The sequence below is a fragment of the Mesorhizobium sp. B1-1-1 genome (assembly GCF_006442955.1).
GTDB lineage: Bacteria > Pseudomonadota > Alphaproteobacteria > Rhizobiales > Rhizobiaceae > Mesorhizobium.
Map to the genome: position 1 here is coordinate 198,057 of NZ_VFWW01000007.1, position 19,737 is coordinate 217,793.

15 protein-coding genes are annotated in these 19,737 nt (G+C 64.3%); 14 read left to right on the forward strand and 1 reads right to left on the reverse strand.

What is annotated here, in order from left to right; translation table 11 throughout:
• Positions 1–113 precede the first annotated feature (113 nt).
• The 10 genes from FJ986_RS16315 to FJ986_RS16360 all read left to right on the forward strand — a co-directional run bounded on the left by FJ986_RS16315 (position 114) and on the right by FJ986_RS16360 (position 13,729).
• Entirely contained in the window at positions 114–362 is a 249-nt protein-coding gene (locus tag FJ986_RS16315) for a hypothetical protein (RefSeq protein WP_140497921.1), read from the forward strand.
• Positions 356–3,532 carry a multidrug efflux RND transporter permease subunit gene (locus FJ986_RS16320; protein ID WP_140675205.1) on the forward strand — a complete coding sequence of 1,059 codons (3,177 nt, stop codon included), beginning with the start codon at positions 356–358 and terminating at the stop codon, positions 3,530–3,532. The genes FJ986_RS16315 and FJ986_RS16320 overlap by 7 nt, the downstream gene beginning before the upstream one ends.
• 15 nt (positions 3,533–3,547) lie before the next feature.
• Positions 3,548–4,702, forward strand: coding sequence for an efflux RND transporter periplasmic adaptor subunit (locus tag FJ986_RS16325; RefSeq protein ID WP_140675047.1), 1,155 nt, complete (start codon positions 3,548–3,550; stop codon positions 4,700–4,702).
• 176 nt (positions 4,703–4,878) lie between these two features.
• Positions 4,879–5,571, forward strand: a complete 693-nt coding sequence (locus FJ986_RS16330) for a GntR family transcriptional regulator (protein WP_140675050.1) — start codon at positions 4,879–4,881, stop codon at positions 5,569–5,571.
• Positions 5,572–5,600: 29 nt separating this feature from the next.
• A complete protein-coding gene (locus FJ986_RS16335; RefSeq protein WP_140520847.1) occupies positions 5,601–6,707 on the forward strand; it encodes a mandelate racemase/muconate lactonizing enzyme family protein in 1,107 nt (368 codons plus the stop codon).
• On the forward strand, positions 6,704–7,888 hold the full coding sequence (locus FJ986_RS16340; protein ID WP_140520848.1) for a mandelate racemase/muconate lactonizing enzyme family protein: 1,185 nt from the start codon (positions 6,704–6,706) through the stop codon (positions 7,886–7,888). The genes FJ986_RS16335 and FJ986_RS16340 overlap by 4 nt, the downstream gene beginning before the upstream one ends.
• A gap of 233 nt (positions 7,889–8,121) precedes the next feature.
• Positions 8,122–9,786 carry an ABC transporter substrate-binding protein gene (locus tag FJ986_RS16345; RefSeq protein ID WP_140497911.1) on the forward strand — a complete coding sequence of 555 codons (1,665 nt, stop codon included), beginning with the start codon at positions 8,122–8,124 and terminating at the stop codon, positions 9,784–9,786.
• Positions 9,787–9,856: 70 nt separating this feature from the next.
• On the forward strand, positions 9,857–10,810 hold the full coding sequence (locus FJ986_RS16350; RefSeq protein WP_140498118.1) for an ABC transporter permease: 954 nt from the start codon (positions 9,857–9,859) through the stop codon (positions 10,808–10,810).
• The gene (locus FJ986_RS16355) at positions 10,807–11,685 is read left to right on the forward strand and encodes an ABC transporter permease (protein WP_140497909.1); all 879 of its coding nucleotides are present in this window, start codon (positions 10,807–10,809) and stop codon (positions 11,683–11,685) included. Before FJ986_RS16350 ends, FJ986_RS16355 begins: the two co-directional genes overlap by 4 nt.
• Complete coding sequence (locus FJ986_RS16360; RefSeq protein ID WP_140675053.1) at positions 11,678–13,729, forward strand: ABC transporter ATP-binding protein; 2,052 nt, start codon at positions 11,678–11,680, stop codon at positions 13,727–13,729. Before FJ986_RS16355 ends, FJ986_RS16360 begins: the two co-directional genes overlap by 8 nt.
• A gap of 22 nt (positions 13,730–13,751) precedes the next feature.
• On the opposite strand, the gene FJ986_RS16365 is transcribed toward FJ986_RS16360, so the two are convergent.
• The gene (locus tag FJ986_RS16365) at positions 13,752–14,654 is read right to left on the reverse strand and encodes a LysR family transcriptional regulator (RefSeq protein ID WP_140520850.1); all 903 of its coding nucleotides are present in this window, start codon (positions 14,652–14,654) and stop codon (positions 13,752–13,754) included.
• A gap of 114 nt (positions 14,655–14,768) precedes the next feature.
• On the opposite strand from FJ986_RS16365, the gene FJ986_RS16370 reads away from it, so the two are divergent.
• The 4 genes from FJ986_RS16370 to FJ986_RS16385 all read left to right on the forward strand — a co-directional run bounded on the left by FJ986_RS16370 (position 14,769) and on the right by FJ986_RS16385 (position 19,737).
• Positions 14,769–16,424 carry an ABC transporter substrate-binding protein gene (locus FJ986_RS16370; protein WP_140520851.1) on the forward strand — a complete coding sequence of 552 codons (1,656 nt, stop codon included), beginning with the start codon at positions 14,769–14,771 and terminating at the stop codon, positions 16,422–16,424.
• Between the two features lie 173 nt (positions 16,425–16,597).
• Entirely contained in the window at positions 16,598–17,467 is an 870-nt protein-coding gene (locus FJ986_RS16375; protein WP_140497901.1) for a DUF427 domain-containing protein, read from the forward strand.
• An 80-nt stretch (positions 17,468–17,547) separates the two neighbouring features.
• Positions 17,548–18,312 (forward strand): SDR family oxidoreductase, encoded by a 765-nt coding sequence (locus FJ986_RS16380; protein WP_140514719.1) that lies wholly within the window; start codon positions 17,548–17,550, stop codon positions 18,310–18,312.
• A gap of 450 nt (positions 18,313–18,762) precedes the next feature.
• A complete protein-coding gene (locus FJ986_RS16385) occupies positions 18,763–19,737 on the forward strand; it encodes an ABC transporter substrate-binding protein (RefSeq protein WP_140520852.1) in 975 nt (324 codons plus the stop codon).

Consider the following 19,737-nt stretch of genomic DNA (forward strand, 5'->3'; position numbering starts at 1 on the left):
TCCGGCCAGATCGGGGCGGGCGAAAAATTGCATTTCATGCGGCTCCGGCCGGTGAAGAGATGAAAAACGGTTCGCGAGCATGGGCTGCGAATCGACAGACAAGGAGCCGGCCAATGCCACAGCGCCGCGATCTTACCATAGATGAAGCCGTCCGGGATCCGATGATCCGGCTGGTCATGAAAGCCGACGGGGTCGATCCGCGCGCTTTCGAAACAATGCTGCGCACGCTTGCCGGTTCGCAGCGCGGCGAGGTGCCGTTGCTCCGTTCGTCGGAAGAGTTCGGACGCGGCCAGAGGCTGTCCAGGGTTGCCACTGCGTTCGGCAGGGCAAGAGCAGCCGGAGAGGCGTGCGTGTCGTGGTAAACTTCTTCATTCACCGCCCGATCTTCGCCTCGGCGATCGCCATCATCATGGTGCTCGCCGGGACGATTTGTTATTTCCTGCTGCCCGTCTCGCAGTTTCCCGACATCACACCGCCGCAGGTCGTGGTCAGCGCCCACTATCCGGGAGCCAGCGCGCAGGTGGTCGCCGACACGGTGACGACGCCGCTGGAGCAGCAGATCAACGGCGTGCAAGGCATGACCTACATGTCGTCGACCAGCTCCAACGACGGCTCCTCGACGATCACCATCACCTTCGATGTCGGCTATTCCCTGAGCACCGCCGCCGTCGACGTCCAGAACCGCGTCTCGCAGGCTGCCTCGTCGCTGCCGGCGATCGTCAATCAGGGCGGCGTGACGATCAAGAAGCAGAATCCGAACTTTGTCCTCATCGTCAACCTCACCTCGCCCGACGGTTCCGTCGATCCGGTGGCACTGTCGAACCTTGCCTATCTGCAAGTGGTCGACCCGCTGAAGCGGCTGCCCGGTGTCGGTGACGTGCAGATCTTCGGCGAGCGGCGCTATTCGATGCGCGTCTGGCTCGATCCGGACAAGCTCGCCAATCTCGGCATCACCGCCGTCGACGTCCAGAACGCCATTGCCGAGCAGAACGTCCAGGTGGCCGCCGGCAAGATCGGCCAGTCTCCGGCGCCTGCCGGCACCGCTTTCGAGATGCAGGTCAATGCCGTCGGCCGGTTGAGCGATCCCAAGGAGTTCGGCGACATCGTCGTGCGCGCCAACACCACCACCCGCTCGCTGGTGCGGCTGCGCGACGTCGCCCGCATCGAGCTCGGCGCCCTGCAATATTCGTCGTCGGCCTTTTTCGGCAAGGACCCGACCGTGGTGCTCGCCGTCTATCAGATGCCCGGCTCCAACGCGCTCGATCTGCAGCAGCGCGTCAAGGACAAGATGCAGGAGCTGTCCGCCCGCTTCCCCAAGGGCGTCAGCTATGCCATGCACTACGACACGACGCGCTTCGTCTCGGCCTCCATGCATGACGTGCTGATCACGCTCGGCGAGGCTCTGGTCCTCGTCGTCGCCGTGGTTTTCATCTTCCTGCAAAGCTGGCGCACCACAATCATTCCGACGATCGCCATCCCGGTGTCGCTGGTAGCGACGCTCGTCGTCATGGAGATGATGGGCTTCTCGCTCAACATGCTCTCCCTGCTCGGCATGGTGCTGGCGATCGGCCTTGTCGTCGACGACGCCATCGTGGTGGTCGAGAATGTCGAACGACAGCTCGAGGCCGGGCTGAAACCGTTGGCGGCTACCAAGGCCGCCATGGCCGAGGTCACCGGTCCGATCATCGCCACCACAGCCGTGCTGATGGCCGTCTTCGTGCCGGTCGCCTTCATCCCCGGCGTTTCGGGACGGCTCTACAACCAGTTCGCGCTGACGGTGGCGATCTCGGTCGGCATTTCCGCCTTCAATTCGCTGACGCTGAGCCCGGCGCTGAGCGCCGCCTTCCTGCGCCATCGCCAAGGCACGCAATTCGTGCTGTTCCGCTGGTTCAATACGGGCTTCGACAGGCTGTCGCATGCCTATGCCAATGGCGTGCGCATCCTCATCCGTTTGCGCTGGATCATGCTCGGCCTGTTCGCGGCCGGGCTGGTCGCCACCTATTTCGTCTGGGCGAAGCTTCCCTCGACCTTCCTTCCGGTCGAGGACCAGGGCTATTTCTTCGTCGTCATCCAGTTGCCCGACGGCGCTTCGCTGGAACGCACCGACGCGGTGGCGCAGAAGGCGCGCGACATCCTGCAATCGACGCCCGGCGTCGACATCGTCGGCTCGATCAGCGGCCTGAACTTCCTGACCAGTGCCGCGCAGTCGAATTCCGCGGTCGAATTCGCCATCCTAAAGCCGTGGGAAGAGCGTGGCCCCGACCAGAGCGCCTCCAAGCTCGTCGCCGACGTGCGCGGCAAGCTGATGCAGATCCCGGAGGCGTTCGCGCTCTCCTTCGATCCGCCCTCGATCCCGGGTATCGGCACCACGGGCGGCTTCGAATTCGTCGTCGAGGACCTTACCGGCCGCGGCAGCACCGCGCTCAACGACGCAACGCAAGCCGTGATCGCCGAGGCGCGCAAGCAGCCGGAAATCAACCCGCAGCAGCTTTTCTCCCCGTTCTCGACCTCGACGCCGCAGTTCAACTACGACCTCGACCGCGCCAAGGCGAAGCTGCTCGGGCTTAACCTGCCTGACGTCTTCAACACGCTGCAGATCTATCTCGGCTCGCTCTACGTCAACGACTTCAACCTGTTCGGCCGCACCTTCCGGGTGACCATCCAGGCCGACAAGGATGCACGCGCGGGTGCGGCCGACATTTCGCGGCTCTATGTGCGCAATGCCTCCGGCGGCATGGTGCCGCTCAGCACGCTGGGCAAGCTGGTGCCGTTCGTCGGCCCGGAAACGGTGCCGCACTACAACAACAACGCCTCGGCCTCGATCAATGGCGGCGCCGCGCCCGGCTATTCGTCGGGCCAGGCGGTCGCCGCCATGGAGCGGGCCGCCGCCACGGCTCTACCAAGGGATTTCGGCTTCGAATGGACCGGCATCACCTTCCAGGAGCTCAAGGCGGGATCGATTGCGTCGGTCGTCTTCGGCCTCGCCATCGTCTTCGTCTTCCTGATCCTGGCGGCGCAATATGAGAGCTGGGCGATGCCGTTCATGGTGCTGCTGGCAGTGCCGCTCGCCTTGTTCGGCGCGTTCGTGGTGCTGTGGGTGCGCGGCATGCAGATCGACGTCTACTCGCAGATCGGCTTCGTCATGCTGATCGGCCTGGCGGCGAAGAACGCCATCCTGATCGTCGAGTTCGCCCGGCGACGGCGCGAAGAAGGCCTCAGCATCGTCGAAGCGGCGATGGAAGCGGCACGGCTGAGGCTGCGGCCGATCCTGATGACGGCCTTCGCCTTCATCCTGGGCGTGCTGCCGCTGATGTTCGCGACCGGCGCCGGTGCTGCCAGCCGTCAATCGATCGGCACCACCGTCTTCGGCGGCATGGTGGCGGCGACCATCCTGTCGCTGGTGTTCGTGCCGGTCTTCTATGCGGTCATCGAACAACTGCGCGAACGGCGCGGCGGCGACGAGCCCGCTTCCCTGCATTCCGAACCAACTGCCGAACCCGCCTTGCCGCCCATGGCGCAAGCGGCCGAATAAGATTGGAGACTGAACATGCGTAAATGGAAAATCGCTTTGGGCGCCGCTGTCGCGCTGGGTGCAATCTCGGTGGCGAGCGTTCACCTGCTCGATATGGGCAGCCTCAGCCTCAATGCCGGCACGGCCGGAGCGGCAACGCCCGCTCCCGCGGCATTCGTCATGCCGGTGCCGGTGACCAGCGTGGTGAAGAAGACGATCCCGATCTATCTCGACTATGCCGCCCGCACCGAACCGATCCGCAGCGTCACGCTGCAGGCCAGAGTGCCGGGCTACCTGGAAGAGCAGGCCGCCGAAGACGGCGCCGACGTCAGGAAGGGCGACCTCCTCTACAAGATCGCGCCGCAGGACTTCCAGGCGGCGCTCGACCAGGCGAAGGCGCAGGTGCAGCGTGATACAGCGACGCTCGACTATGCCCGCTCCAATCTCGGCCGCGGCACCGAGCTCGCCAAGAGCGGCTATCTGGCCAAGGACAGCTTCGACCAGCGCACCAGCACCTTGCGCGAGGCGCAGGCGTCGCTGGCGCTCAACCAGGCGGCGGTCCGCTCGGCCGAGCTCAATTTGAGCTATTCGGAGATTCGCGCTCCCTTCGCAGGCCGCATCGGCCGTAACCAGGCCTCGATCGGCACGCTGGTCAGCGTCGCCGGCACGGTGCTCAACACGCTGGTGCAGCTCGACCCGATCTATGTAACCTTCAATCCGAGCGAGAGCGATCTGGCGCAGATCGAGGAAGCTCGCGCCGCCCGCCCGATCGAGGTCGAGGTGCTGCTCCCGGGCGAGACCGAAGCCCATCAGAAGGGCGAACTCACCTTCATCGACAACACGATCGACCATTCGACCGGCACCATCACCGCGCGCGCCACCATCGGCAACGCCAAGTTCGCGCTGCTGCCTGGCCAATATGTTCGCGTCCGGCTGCACGTCAAACAGCAGCCCGATGCGCTGATGGTGCCGCAGGTCGCACTGGGTTCGAGCCAGCTCGGCAAATATCTCTACGTCGTCGGCAAGGGCAACACGGTCGACCAGCGGCTGGTTTCGACCGGGCCGACCAGCGGCGACCTGGTCGCCATCCTGAGCGGAGTCGCGGAAGGCGACCAGGTGATAACAGGCAATCTGCAGAAGATCGGCCCTGGAATGCCGGTTTCGCCACTGCCACAGAAACCGGCCACCTGACTCCCCCGCAGGCCCGGTTTCAGCGCGGCGCCCCGGCCTTCCCACAGGTCGCGGGCGCCGCTTTTGCGAGCAGCTCCGCCCGGCCAGTACCGGCGATGTGAAAAAAGCCGCAAAAGCTCTTGTTAGATTGTCGACAATCTGCTTGTCTTGCCCTTGTTTCGTCGGGAGTGGCCGGGATGGCAAAGGCGGATTTCAGTCCAATCGCGGATACGACACGACGCGCGGAGATCGTGGCGCTGCTGCGACGGGCAATCCTGACCGGCCAGTTGGAGCCGGGCCAAAAGCTCAACGAGCTCAGGATTTCCGAACAGATGCGCGTCAGCCGCGCGCCTTTGCGCGAAGCGATGCGCGAGCTGGTGCAGGAAGGTATCCTGACCAGCATCCCCTATGCCGGCACCTTCGTCATCGATGTCACCGCCAAGGACATCGACGATGTCTACTCGCTCAACAAGGTGCTCGACGAATTCGCCATCGAGCGGACATGGGAGCTGCGCGACCAGCGCTTTTTCGATGAGCTCGACCGGCGCCATGAGGCGGTGAAGCAGGCGACGCGCGACCGCGACACCACAAGGCAGATGGAAACCGCGCTGCAACTGCATGGCCTGATTCACGAATGGGCCGACAATTCCGTTCTTTTGGAAACATGGCAGCGACTGACCAGCCGGTTGCAGATGTATTTCGCCCTGCACCAGCAGGCACGCAACGAAGCCGTGCCCGCCGAGGACGTTCACGAGACCTACGTGCGGCTGCTCAAGGGCAACGACATGCGTGCTGCGCAGCGCCACGCCCGTCAACATATCGACCAAGATTTCCAAGAGCTTCTTGCCTACGCGCGCGCTCTCGAACGGCGCCCGTCGAAAGGCGCCTGATCCTTCCCCAGCGGACAACGGACATCAACGTGCAGATCGCAACCATCAAAGCCTACCATGTCGTGCAGCCCTTCGTGGACGGCCCCTACCGTATGTCCAAGGGACGCGTCGCCGACGCCTTCGACGCGGTGATCGTCGCCATCACCTCGGACGATGGCATCACCGGTTGGGGCGAGATGGCGCCGCTCGGTAATTTCTATTCGGCCGCCTTCCCTGCGGGCGCCCGTGCCGGCGTTATGGAGATCGCCCCGCACCTCATCGGCCACGACCCGCGCGGCCTCGCCGGCATCGGCCGGCTGATGGACATCGTGTTCAAAGGGCATCCCTACATCAAGTCGGCGCTCGACATGGCCTGCTGGGATCTCGCCGCGCGCGCCGCCGACGTGCCGCTGGTGACGATGCTGGGCGGCAAGGAGAGCGATACGGCCGAGCTCTACAAGGTCGTCACCCATGGCAGCGTCGATGCCATGGCCGCACTTGCGAAGCGCATCGTCCAGGACGGCTTCCACCGGCTGCAGGTCAAGGTCGGCGGCAACGTTCGCGACGACATCGAACGCGTCACGGCGGTCGCCGCCTCAGTGCCGAAAGACACTGTCATCTTCTGCGATGCCAATGCCGGCTGGACGCACTACCAGGCGCGCCAGTTCGCTGATGCGACGCGCTCGATCGATTACACATTCGAGCAACCCTGCACGACGATCGAGGAAAACATGTCGGTGCGCCGCATGCTCGACAAGCCGATGGTGCTCGACGAATCCGTCACCTCGCTGGAGGACATGCTGGAAATTCATCGCCGGGGCGCGGCCGACGGGCTGACGCTGAAGATCTCGCGGCTCGGCGGCGTCGGCAGGACCCGGCTGATCCGCGATGTCGCCGTCGACCTCGGCTTCATGATCACCGTCGAGGATACCGGCGGCGCCGAGATCGACACGGCGGCCATGGCGCATCTGTCGCTGTCGACGCCGCAGGAGCGCCGCCTGCACGCCATCGCCTTCCACGAATGGGTGACGGTGCGCACGGCGTCGAACAAGCCGCCGGTCACCGGCAGCCGCATGGGCGTTCCGGATGGTCCGGGCCTCGGCATCGACGTCGTCCCGGATCTGCTCGGCAAGCCCTTCTTCGAGGTCGGCCGGTGAAAATCCGCGGCATCAACGCGACGCCGATCAACCTCAGGCTCGAGGCGCCTTATGCCTGGGTGTTCGGTGAACTCGACGGCTTCTCGCCGACCATTGTCGAAGTGGAGACCGAAGATGGCCTGATCGGCCTCGGCGAAGCACCGATGCCGGCAGCAGCCGCGATCATCAACGACATCCTGGCACCCCGGCTCGTGGGCCGCGACGCCTTCGACATCGCCGGCGCCGAGCATGTCTGCCTGCCCTACTGGACCGGCGTGCAGTCGATCAACGACCGCACCCGCATCATGGCCTTCGGCGCGATCGAGATGGCGCTCTGGGACCTGCGCGGCAAGGTGTGGAACCAGCCGCTCTACCAACTGCTCGGCGGCGCCGTGCGCAAGGAGATCCCGTTCACCGATTACTTTTCGCTGCGCGGCGACGGGCCAAGGGTGAAAGGCGAGACGACGCCGGAGGAAGTCGCCGACTACTGCGTCGAGCTTCATGAGACCCACGGAACGACCTTCTTCGAAGGGAAGTTCTCGACGCAGGATCCAAAAATCTCGCTGAAGATGATCGAATTGATCCGCAGGAAGCTCGGCGACGATGCAATGATCCGCATCGATTCCAACCAGGCCTATTCGCTCAGCACCGCCCGGCGACTGACGCGGCCGCTGGAAGAGCTTAGCGTGCGCAATTGGGAGGATCCAGTGGCGACGATCGAGGAGATGCGCGAACTCAGGCGCCATTGCTCGATCCCGTTCTCGACCCACAACATCGACATCGCCCGCGCCATGGACCTCAAGGTGCCCGACGCCTTCGTCGGCAATCCAACCGCGCATGGCGGCATCGGCCGCATGCTGCGCTTCGTCGGCGCCTGCGAGCACGCCGGCATCGATTTCTGGTGCTACAGCGGCGACAGCGGCATCGGCAGCGCCGCCTACCTGCATCTGTGCGCGGCGCTCGGCTGGATACGGGAACCGAACCAGTCGCTGTTTCGCATGCAACCGACCGACATCACCGAGGAAGGACCGTTTTGCCCGAGGAATAATGTCGTGCCTGTGCCGGAGGGGCCCGGTCTCGGCATCACATTGTCGCGAGAACGGCTCGCTGCCTGCCATCGCGACTTCGCCGAGAACGGGCCCTGCAACAAATATCACGATCCGGCAAAGCCCGGAACTTACCGTCGTTTGCCGCTGAACTAGATGAGGGCGGCCGGCCACAACAGCAGAAGCCAGCCGCCGCGATCCCGGTCGGAAAGGGTGGCCACGGACTAGAGGAAGCAGTGCAGCCCAGAAACCGGCACGTCCGCGCCAAGGACTGGATGGACCGGACAAAACCGCGTGCTACAGTCCCGGTCTACAGGCCTCTGGCGACCGGAAACGGTATAGTCGCGAATTTTCGTCAACCATAAGAAACAGGGGAAAGGGTCAAACCCATGAGCAAGAATTATCGCATTCTCGACCTCATCCGGCGCAATCGCTCGCCGCTCGAAAATCACCTCATCGACGGTCTCGTCGACGGCCGTGTCAGCCGCCGCGACTTCATCCGCCATGGCAGCCTGCTCGGCCTGTCGCTGCCGCTGCTGGGCGGCATCACCACGGCCGCGGGCCTCGGTGCCATGCCGTCGCTCGCCCGGGCGCAAGGCGCGCCAGGCGCCACGATCCGCGTCGCAAGCAGCGTGCCGGCGGCGACGATCGACCCTGTCACCATCGCCGATGCCGGCGGCCTGCTGATCATGCAGCAAGTCGCGGAGTTCCTCTGCGTCGACGGCCCCGATCTCGTGCTCAAGCCGGCGCTGGCTGAAAGCTGGAAGCCGAACGACAACGGCTCGGTGTGGACTTTCAAGCTGCGCAAGGGCGTGAAGTTCCACTCAGGCGGCGAAATGAAGGCCGACGACGTGGTGGCCAGCATCGACCGGATCGCCGACCCGGCCAACTCGTCCAACGCATTGTCGGTGTTCACCGGTATCCTGTCGAAGGGCGCCAGCAAGAAGGTCGACGACTACACGGTGGAATTCCACCTCGACGCCCCGAACGGCAACTTTCCCTACATGGTGTCGTCCGATAATTACAACGCCGTCATCGTGCCGGCGAGCTACAAGGGCGACTACGAAAAGAGCTTCGACGGCACCGGGCCCTTCAAGATCGACAAATACACGCCGAAGGTCGGCGCTTCCTTCGTCCGGAACGAAGGCTACTGGGGCGAGAAGGCGCTGCCGGAACGCACCGAATTCACGTTCTTTGCCGACATGCAGCCAATGATCCTGGCGCTGCAGGGCGGGCAGGTCGACATCATCAACCAGATGCCTGTCCTGTCTGGCGTGGCGCTGCTCAACGATCCCAACATCGACATCATCAGCCTGAAATCGTCGGCGCACCAGCAACTGCACCTGCGCTGCGACGACGGGCCGATGAAGGATGCGCGCGTGCGCCGCGCCATCGCGCTCAGCCTGGACCGCGACAAGCTAGTCGCGGGCCTGATGAAGGGGCGCGCCGTGGCCGGCAACGACAGCCCGTTCGCCCCGGTTTATCCCTCGACCGATGCGAGCGTGCCGCAGCGCAAGCAGGACATCGCGCAGGCCAAGCAGCTCATGGAGGCGGCGGGCGCGGGCAAGGGCTTCAAGATGACGCTGACCACCGAGCGCTATCTCGAAATCCCCGAATACGCCCAGCTCATCCAGAACTGGGTCAAGGAAATCGGCATCGAGCTCGAGCTCAACATCCTCGACCAGAGCGCCTATTACGGCGACGCCGTGTTCGGCAAATCGAACTGGCTGGACTCGGAAATGGGCATCACCGACTACGGCCACCGCGGCGTGCCGAACGTCTATCTTGCCGCCCCGCTGAAGAGCGAAGGCACATGGAACGCGGCGCACTTCAAGAACAAGGACTACGACGCGCTGGCGACCAGCTATATCGCGGCCCTCGATCTCGAAGCGCAGAAGGCGACGGCAGGCAAGATCCAGAAACTTCTGCTCGAGGAGACGCCGGTCATCTTCGGCTATTTCTACGACTATCTGACGGCGACGGCGAAGGGCGTGGCCGGCGTGCAGCCGACCGCGATGTCGCAGCTGTTCCTCGAAAAGGCGTCGAAGGCCTGAGCGGAAGGGAAAGCCAATCCTATAACAGCCAGCTTCCTGACGGGAGCTGGCTACTCAGGGAGTGTTAGCCATTCTCTCCTTCCTTGTCCGGCGCGTCTCGCTTTCGCTCGTCACGCTGTTCCTGCTCAGCATCATGGTCTTCCTGGGCGGCCAGGTGCTTCCAGGCAATGTCGGGCGCGCCATATTGGGGCCGTTCGCCGACCAGCGCGCCGTCGATGCGCTCAACCATTCGCTCGGCGTCGACCGGCCACTGCTTGCCCAGTACTGGAGCTGGATTTCAAACTTCGTCCAGGGCGACATGGGCACGTCCTACATCTTCCGCTCGCCGGTCGCCCCCTTCGTTATCGATGCGCTGGGAAATTCGATGAAGCTGGCGGCGGTCGCCTTCGTGCTGGTGGTGCCAATCGGCATCCTTGGCGGCGTCGTCGCGGCTCTCAATCTCAACCGGCCGCTCGACCGCATCATCAGCCTTGGCGGCCTGTCGGTGACGGTGCTGCCGGAGTTCGTCACCGGCATCATCCTGATCCTGATCTTCGGTGTCTGGCTGCGCTGGCTGCCGATCTCGGCGGCATGGCCGCGTGATGCCGGTTTCTTCACGCAGCTTTACTACCTGATCCTGCCGGCGCTGCCGCTGTTCCTGGTGCTGTTCGGCTATATCGCGCGCATGGCGCGCTCGGGCATGATCGAGGCGCTCGATTCCGACTATACGCGAACCGCGGTGCTCAAGGGCCTGCCCTGGCGCACGGTGATCTGGCGCCATGTGCTGCGCAATGCGCTGCTGCCCACCATCACCGTCATTGCCACCCAGACCGGCTATCTCATCGGCGGCCTCGTGGTGATCGAGACGCTGTTCCGCTACCAGGGTATCGGCTCGCTGATCTTCACCGCTGCGCGCGGCAAGGATTTCCCGATGCTGGAATCAGGCATCCTGACCATCGGCATCGTGTATGCCGTGGCCACCCTTGTGGCCGACTTCCTCTATTCCGTGCTCAATCCACGCATCCGGCTGGGGTCAGAACAATGAGCGCCGTCCAGACCAGTCCCGCCAGACAGGACGACACCCGCCAGCGCAGCCCCCTGGCGGAGGTTTTGTCCTCGCTGCTTCGCTCCGGCACCTTCCTCGTCGGCATCACCATCGTGCTGTTCTGGGTCGCCTGTGCGCTGTTCGGCGAACATTTCGCGCCCTACGATCCGCTCGCCGACGACATCATCAACGCGCTGGCGCCGCCTTCGGCCGAACACTGGTTCGGCACCGACCAGATCGGCCGCGACGTCTTCTCGCGCGTCATCGTCGGCTCGCGCGACATCCTGACCGTGGCGCCGCTGGCGACATTGCTGGCGACGGTGGCCGGCACGGCGCTCGGGCTGCTCACCGGTTACTTCCGCGGTATCGTCGACGATGTCGTCAGCCGCATCCTGGAAGCCTTCATGGCAATCCCGGTGGTGATCGTGGCGCTGCTCGCCATCGTGGCGCTCGGCACGTCCAAGACCACCGTCATCGTGGTCATCGGCCTGAGCTTCGCGCCGATCATCGCGCGCACCGTGCGCTCGGCGGTGCTGGCTGAGCGCGAGCTCGACTATGTCGCCGCGGCCCAGCTCAGGCATGAGAGTGCGCTGCATACGATGTTCGTCGAGATCCTGCCCAACGTCATTCCGCCGATCCTGGTCGAAACCACCGTGCGGCTTGGTTATGCCATTTTCGCGGTTGCCACGCTTTCCTTCATGGGCTTCGGCATCCAGCCGCCGTCGCCGGACTGGGGGCTCTCGATTTCCAGCAATTACGGCATGATCGGCGGCGGCTTCTGGTGGACCGTGCTGTTCGACGCGCTCGCCATCGCCTCGCTGGTGATCGGCGTCAACCTGGCGGCCGACGGCGTGCATGGAGCCTTCAATGACTGAACCCTCCAAGACCCGGAAGGCGCAGGCCCAGAACGCACTCGACCTCAACGACCTGTCGGTCGCTTATCGTGTTTCCGGCCGAAACCGGGCGGTGCTGCGCAATCTCAGTCTCACCATCGGCCAAGGCGAGGCCTATGGGCTGGTCGGCGAATCCGGCTGCGGCAAATCCACGGTCGCCCTTTCCGTCGTGCGCTACCTGCCGCGAAACGGTTCCATATCAGGCGGCGCGATCTCGCTCGACGGACAGGACGTCATGAAGCTCGATGCCGAGGCGCTCAGAAAGATGCGAGCCGAAAGCGTCTCAATGGTCTATCAGGACCCCGGCAAGGCGCTGAACCCGTCGATCCGCATCGGTCGCCAGCTGACCGAGATCTTCGAGCTTGGGGGCAAAACGGGGCAGGCAGCCGAGGATCGCGCAATCGCCATGCTGAACCGGGTGCGGATCTCCGATCCGGTCAGCGTCATGCAACGCTATCCGCACCAGCTTTCCGGCGGCATGCAGCAGCGCGTGGCGATCGCCATGGCGCTGGCCAACGATCCTTCGATGCTGATCCTGGACGAGCCGACGACCGGCCTCGACGCGACCGTCGAAGCCGAGGTGCTCGACCTGATCGCGCAGCTGCGGCAAGAATTGTCGGCCTCGATCCTGTTCATCAGCCACAATCTCGCCGTCGTCTCCAACATGTGCGATCGCGTCGGCGTGCTCTATGCCGGCATGCTGGTCGAGGAAGGGCCGACGGAGGCCGTCTTCAACGATCCGCGCCATCCCTATACGGTAGCGCTGCTGCGCTGCCTGCCGCGCGGCGGCCAGCGCAAGGACCAGGGCCGCCTCGACACCATCCCGGGCTTTTTGCCCGGCATCGGGGCCGACATCAAGGGCTGCCCCTTCACCGACCGCTGCGCTCTCGCTACCGATCGCTGCCGCAACGAGTTGCCGCCGCTCTACGAACTGGGCGGCCGGCTGTCGCGCTGCCACTATCACGAGAAGGCGCAATCCCTGCCGCGCGCGACGCCCAGCGACGCGCCCGCCGCGCCGAAAGCCGCAGCCGCGCCGGTATTGCGGGTCGCCGGGCTGAACAAGACCTTTGCCAGCCATGGCCATTCGCTGCGCGCGGTGAAGGACGTGTCGCTCGATCTCAGGCCGGGCGAAACGCTCGGGCTGGTCGGCGAATCCGGCAGCGGCAAGACCACTTTCGCCAGGCTGCTGCTCGGCCTTGTGCCGCCCGACGACGGCGGCAGCATCGAGCTCGAGGGCAAGGCGCTGGCGCCGCGGCTGGGGGACCGCAGCGACGACCAGGTCAAGGCGATGCAGATCGTCTTCCAGAATCCGGACTCCGCACTCAACCGGTCGCATTCGATAAGGCATCTGATCGGCCGCGCGCTGAAGCGGCTGGCGGGCTTGAGCGGCAAGGCGCTCGAGGCGCGCCTCGACGACCTCGTCCGCTCGGTGCGGCTGACCGACCGGCATCTGGTCGTGAAGCCGCGCCAGCTGTCGGGCGGACTGAAACAGCGCGTTGCCATAGCGCGCGCCTTCGCCGGCGATCCACGCATCGTCGTGTGCGACGAGCCGACCTCGGCGCTCGACGTGTCGGTGCAGGCCGCGATCCTGAACCTGCTCGCCGATCTGCAAGCGAAGGAAGACGTCAGCTACATCTTCATCTCGCATGACCTTGGCGTGGTGCGCTACCTCTCCGACAAGATCGCCGTGCTCTATCTCGGTCGCATCATGGAGCTTGGGCCGTCGGAAGAGGTTTTCTCCGGCCCGCATCATCCCTACACCGAAGCGCTGCTGTCGGCCGTGCCCAGGCTCGACCAGACCGAGACGGCACGCATCCGTCTCGACGGCGAAATCCCCAGCGCCACCAATCCGCCGCCGGGCTGTGTCTTCCACACGCGCTGCCCACGCAAGATCGGCCCGATCTGCGAACAGCAGGAACCGGCGCTGGCCGAGGCGCGCCCCGGACACTCGATCCGCTGCCATATTCCCTACGCGGAACTCGCCAGGCTGCAGAGGCCGGCAGCGGTCGATACCGAGCCGGCGTAGCCGAACATACGGCCCCTGCCCTTCACGGATGGCCGGCCATGCTGAAGGACCGGTCGCCCTCGGCGAAGCCCTGCTCGCCGGCCCAATCCCTCGTCAGTGCCCGCAATCCCGCCAAGGCCACGTCGAGCACATCCGACGAGGCCGGATTGCTGGGATAGGCAAGATAGATCGGCCGCTGGAACACGGGCGTGTTCGCGACGCGTTTCATTTCGCCGCGCTCGATATGGGCGCTGACGGCGCTGAGCGGCAGATAGGCGGCGGCTTGCTGCGACAGCACGTGCTGCAACCCGATGAAGACTAGGCCGGCCGAAATGGCCGGCTTGACCATGCCGGCAAACGCCCGATCATGCTCGATGCGGAATTCGAGCCCCCAGTCCATCAGTATGTAGTTCTCGGTCCACGGCTTCGTCTGGGCGGCATGCTGGACAAGCACCACCTGGTCGACGGCCAGCGTTTCGTAAACGATGCCGGGATGCGGCCGCGGCAGATAGAGGATGCAGATGTCGAGCAGGCCTTCGGCCAGTTGATCGATCGCCAGATCGGGAAAACTGCCCTCGAGCCGCAACGCAACGTTCGGCCGCTCGGCGCGCATCCATTCGACCCATGGCGAAGTGATGCGCTCCCACAGATAGGCGGGCGCGGTCAGCCGCAGCAGTGTTTCGTAGCCATCGGGAACGGCGATGTCCTGCCTCGATTGCTCCCAGGTACGGGTGATGGCGGATGCATGCGGCAGGAACTGGCGGCCGGCCGGCGTCAGCGTGATGCCATCGCGGTCGCGGATGAAAAGCCGTCGCCCCAACTGCTCCTCCAGCACTCTTATCCGCGCACTGACGGTGGACTGGGCAAGGTTCAGCCGATTGGCCGCGACGGTGAAGCTGCCATGCTCGGCAATCTCCAGGAAACTGCGCAGGTTTTCGGTGTCCATGCCTTGGCTCCCCGCATCGAAAATTCCGATGCCCCCTATCAAAAAATATCGCTTTCCGCTCGCGGTCAACGATGAACTAGATGGCCTGTCCCAAGACAAGCGAGGATTGCAGCCATGCCGAAGCATTTCGAGAGGATCGACATCGCCCGCAGGAATCTGACTGCAATCGAAAATTCCGCTGTCGACGAGTTGCTGGCCGGCCGGCTCGACCGGCGCGATTTCCTGCGTCATGGCAGCGTTCTCGGCCTTTCGCTGCCGTTCTTGGGCAGCCTTGTCGCCGCCGCCGGTCTCGACACGCAAGAAGCCCGCGCCGAAGGCAAGCCGGGCGGCACGGTGCGCGCCGGCGTGGCGACGCCAGGCGGGGCCATCGATCCCGTCACCTACTACGACAGCGGCAGCTACCAGCTGGTTTTCCAGACCGCCGAATTCCTCTGCGTCACACAGCCGGACCTCACGCTGAAGCCGGTGCTGGCGGAAAGCTGGTCGCCGAACGAGGACGGCAGCGTCTGGACGTTCAAGCTGCGCAAGGGCGTGAAATTCCACAATGGCGAGGACTTCAAGGCCGACGACGTCGTCGCGACCTTCGACCGGCTGGCCGACCCGGACGGGGCCTCGAACGCGCTTTCGGTGTTCAAGGGCCTGCTGTCGAAGGGCGGCACCCGCAAGGTCGACGACCACACCGTCGCCTTCCATCTCGACGTGCCGAACGGCAGCTTTCCCTATTCGGTGTCGATCGACAACTACAATGCCGTCATCCTGCCGGCGAGCTACAAGGGCGATTACGAAAAGACTTTTGAAGGCACCGGCCCATTTCGGCTGGAGAGCTACACGCCGAAAGTCGGCGCGACGTTCATCCGCAACCCCGATTATTGGGGCGAGAAGGCGCTGCCCGACCGGCTCGAGTTCAAATTCTACGGCGATGTCCAGCCGCGCATCCTGGCGCTGCAGGCCGGCGAAGTGGACATTCTCGACGCCGTTCCGCTCGATGTCAGCCAAGTGGTGCTGAACAGCCCCGACATCACCGTGCTGCGCGTCGCCTCGACCGCGCACCGCCAGCTCCACATGCGCTGCGACATGGCGCCTTTCACCGACAAGCGCGTGCGCCAGGCGCTGGCGCTGTGCATCGACCGTTCCAAGCTGGTGGATGGGCTGTGCCGCGGGATGGCGGCGACCGGCAATGACAGCCCGTTTGCGCCGGCCTTCCCCGCGACCGACAGAACGGTGCCGCAGCGCGCCCAGGACATCGCCAAGGCCAAGCAGCTTATGGAAGCCGTGGGCCTCGGCAGCGGCTTCGACATCACGCTGACGACGCTGCGCTACTCCGACATTCCCGGCTACGCGCAGCTGTTCCAGAACTTCGCCAAGGAGATCGGCGCGCGCGTCTCGCTCAACATCGAGGACCAGGACAAATATTACGGCAAGGCGGTGTTCGGTCAATCGGACTGGCTGGACAGCCCGCTCGGCATCACCGACTACGCCCATCGCAGCGTGCCGAACGTGTTCCTGAAAAGCCCGCTGGTCAGCGACGGTCCGTGGAACGCGGCGCATTTCAAGAGCCCAGCCTATGACGGCATGGTCACTTCCTATCTCAAGGCGCTCGACATCGGCGCACAGCGCGCGGCGGCGTCAGACATCCAGAAGCTGCTGCTCGACGAGACGCCTGTCATCTTCAGCTATTTCCCCGACCTCCTGGTGCCGGTGCGCAAGAATGTCAGCGGGCTGCCGCCGATCGCCGCCGGCCTGCTGCTCGACCGGGTGTCGCTGGGATAGGGGCTGGATGGACAATTTCTGATTTCGGGCGGCGAGGCTATCCGCCAGCGGGCTGCGAAGGGCGATGGGGGGCCATTGTTCGAGCCGCTCGACTCAGGAGAAGCCCGCCGCCCGGAAACCCACTCCGATACGATGACTCAATCCAGCTCCATCTCGCTTTGCGCGAACACTCGATGACAAAAGAAAAGAAACGGGAGACTACCATTCGCAAGCCTCATTTGCGCGGCCGCGGGCCGCATTTTCCCTTGCTCGACACGATCGTGCAGTATGAGTTCGAGCCCGGCTACGTCGCCTTCACCATGCCGATGCAGAAGCGGCTGCGCGTGCAAGTGGGATCGATGATCGTCGCCGACACGACCAGGGCGCTGGTGTTCTACGAATCCGATCACCTGCCGGTCTACTACTTCCCGATGAGTGACGTGCGCGAGGAGTTCCTGCTGCCGAGCAGGACGACGACGGAAGATCCGTTCAAGGGCCTGGCTACGCACTACTCGCTCAACACCGGCATCACGCTGGTCGAGGATGCCGCCTGGCGCTATCTCGACCCGGTCAAGGGCTGTCCGCCGATCGCGGACTACATGTCCTTCTACTGGCCCAAGATGACGCACTGGTATGAGGAGGACGAGGAGATCTTCGTCCACGCCCGCGACCCGTTCCGGCGGGTCGACTGCCTGCCGTCCTCACGGCGGGTGCAGGTCATCCTGGACGGCGAGCAGGTCGCCGATTCACGGCGCGGCGTGTTCCTGTTCGAGACCGGCCATCCGGTACGCCATTATCTGCCAATCTCCGACACGCGGCTCGATATGTTCGCGCCCAGCCGCTACATCTCGCGCTGCCCCTACAAGGGCATCTCCAACTACTATCACGTGACGACGGGCAAGAAGCGCCACGAGAACCTCGTCTGGTATTATCCCGAGCCGGTGCATGAGGCGGAGCGCATCAAGGGCCTGGTCTGCTTCCATCACGAACTGGTCGACAAGATCCTGGTCGACGGCGTCGAGATCCCGAAAGAAGCCACGGCCGCCTCCGACGGCTATTTCTAGCCGTGTCGCCATGCCCGCGCTGAAGGCTTGATCGGAACGCGGGACAGCGCATACCCTCCCTGAAGCAGGGAGGGCTATCGATGGATCTTTTCAAGCTGGACGGCGATGTCGCGCTGGTTACCGGTGCCGGCAGCGGCATCGGCCAGGCAATCGCGATCGGATTGGCGCAGGCCGGCGCCGACGTCGCCTGTTTCGGCCATGCATCGAAGGGCGGGCTGGAGGAGACCGCACAGCGTATCACCGCGCTTGGGCGCAAGGCGCTGGTGCTGACGGGCACGGTGACGTCCGAGGGCGATCTCGCGGCGGCGACCGACCGCGTCGAGAGCGAACTCGGCGCCCTGACGATTGCCGTCAACAATGCCGGCATCGCCGGATCGGAGCCGGCCGAGACAATGGCCCTGGAGACGTGGCGGAAGGTGCACGAGGTCAATGTCGCCGGCGTGTTCCTGTCCTGCCAGGCCGAAGCGCGCAAGATGCTGGCGCGGCGCAAGGGCTCGATCGTCAACATCGCCTCGATGTCGGGCACCATCGTCAATCGCGGGCTGACGCAGGCGCATTACAATTCCTCGAAGGCCGCCGTCATCCACATGTCGAAGAGCCTCGCCATGGAGTGGGCCGACCGCGGCCTGCGCGTCAATGTGGTCAGCCCGGGCTACACGCTGACGCCGATGAACAAGCGGCCGGAGGTGGCGGAAGAGATAAAGATCTTCAAGCGCGACACGCCGATGGGGCGCATGGCGGCGCCCGAGGAAATGGTCGGGCCGACCGTGTTCCTGGCCAGCCGCGCGTCGAGCTTCGTCACCGGCCTCGACCTGATCGTCGATGGCGGCTACGTCTGCTGGTAAGGTGGCTCGGCAGGTGGGTTGGGTGCGACCTCGCCTGCGGTCCGAATTATGCATCCAGCAAAGCCTTAGTCGTTGCGCGCGATGAACGTTGGTATATATAATTTCATCCCATGAAACCGTCCTGGCGATGGGGCTTGCCGGGCCGATAGCCGAGGTCAGGGGACCCTGATGGCTCGCATTTTGCAGGGCGCCATAAGGCTGGCAATCGACCGGCAGGTGATCGCTGTCGTAGCGATGCGTCGGCAGCTATGACGCCGACCCTCTCAGCACCATTTCCGCAAATCAAAAACTCAGCACAATCCCGCCTGCGCCGGTTTTGGCCGCGCGATGGCGGAAACGGCCTTGCGCAAAGGCAGGTCTTTCCAACACAATCAAGAAAAAACCCAACAAGGGCAGAAAGACGCAAGAAGGGAACGAACGATAACCGTCACAGCTTGAAGGAGAACAAGCATGTCATTTCGGAGCAGAGTTTCTAAACTGTCCCTGGGCGCCGCCGCGCTCGCGGCACTGAGCCTGCCAACGCTTTCCGTCCACGCCGCAGCCCCTGAATCCAACGACCCCATCAAGATCGCGCTGTTCGACTGGACCAGCGTCAACCTCAACGCCAAGATTCTCGGCGGCATTCTCGAAAAGCTCGGCTACACCGTCGAATATCCGACCGCCGATTACCTCTCCAGCCTGACCACCGGTCTCACCAATGGCGACCTCGATGTCGGCCTGGAATTCTGGGACACGACCGCCGGCGAGGCGATGAAGGCTTCCGATGCCACCGGCCAGACCGAGCGCCTCGGCAAGCTCGGCCCCAAGGCCAAGGAAGAGTGGTGGTTCCCCGAATATATGAAGGAGAAATGCCCGGGCCTGCCCAATTGGGAAGCGCTGAAGGATCCGAAATGCGCCGAGGCCTTTTCGACGGCCGAGACGGCGCCCAAGGGTCGTTATCTCGGCGGTCCGGTGACCTGGGAGGGTTTTGACGACGAGCGCGTCGAGGCACTCAAATTGCCATTCACCGTCATCCACGCCGGCACCGACGCGGCGATGTTCGCGGAGCTCGATTCCGCTTACCAGCGCAAGGCGCCGATCATGCTGTGGATCTATTCGCCGCATTGGGCGCCGGCCAAATACAAGGGCGAGTGGGTCGAATTCCCCGAATACACGCCCGAATGCTACAGCGACCCGAAATGGGGCACGAATCCCGATGCCAAATATGATTGCGGCAAGCCGCATGGCGAGATCTGGAAATATGCCTGGAACGGCATGAAGGACAAATGGCCCGTCGCCTACAAGGTGGCCAAGGCCTACACGGTCGACACCGACGAGCTCAACAAGATGAGCGGCGAGATCGACCTCGGCGGCAAGACGCCGGAGGACGTCGCCGCCGCCTGGATCGCCGCCCACGAAGCCGACTGGAAAGCCTGGGCACAGTGA

Bases quoted from the DNA above. Each gene is read 5' to 3' on its own strand.
- FJ986_RS16365 (WP_140520850.1), bottom strand. From the start codon at position 14,654: ATGGACACCGAAAACCTGCGCAGTTTCCTGGAGATTGCCGAGCATGGC.
- FJ986_RS16325 (WP_140675047.1), top strand. From the start codon at position 3,548: ATGCGTAAATGGAAAATCGCTTTGGGCGCCGCTGTCGCGCTGGGTGCA.
- FJ986_RS16370 (WP_140520851.1), top strand. From the start codon at position 14,769: ATGCCGAAGCATTTCGAGAGGATCGACATCGCCCGCAGGAATCTGACT.
- FJ986_RS16360 (WP_140675053.1), top strand. From the start codon at position 11,678: ATGACTGAACCCTCCAAGACCCGGAAGGCGCAGGCCCAGAACGCACTC.
- FJ986_RS16385 (WP_140520852.1), top strand. From the start codon at position 18,763: ATGTCATTTCGGAGCAGAGTTTCTAAACTGTCCCTGGGCGCCGCCGCG.
- FJ986_RS16355 (WP_140497909.1), top strand. From the start codon at position 10,807: ATGAGCGCCGTCCAGACCAGTCCCGCCAGACAGGACGACACCCGCCAG.
- FJ986_RS16345 (WP_140497911.1), top strand. From the start codon at position 8,122: ATGAGCAAGAATTATCGCATTCTCGACCTCATCCGGCGCAATCGCTCG.
- FJ986_RS16375 (WP_140497901.1), top strand. From the start codon at position 16,598: ATGACAAAAGAAAAGAAACGGGAGACTACCATTCGCAAGCCTCATTTG.
- FJ986_RS16315 (WP_140497921.1), top strand. From the start codon at position 114: ATGCCACAGCGCCGCGATCTTACCATAGATGAAGCCGTCCGGGATCCG.
- FJ986_RS16380 (WP_140514719.1), top strand. From the start codon at position 17,548: ATGGATCTTTTCAAGCTGGACGGCGATGTCGCGCTGGTTACCGGTGCC.
- FJ986_RS16330 (WP_140675050.1), top strand. From the start codon at position 4,879: ATGGCAAAGGCGGATTTCAGTCCAATCGCGGATACGACACGACGCGCG.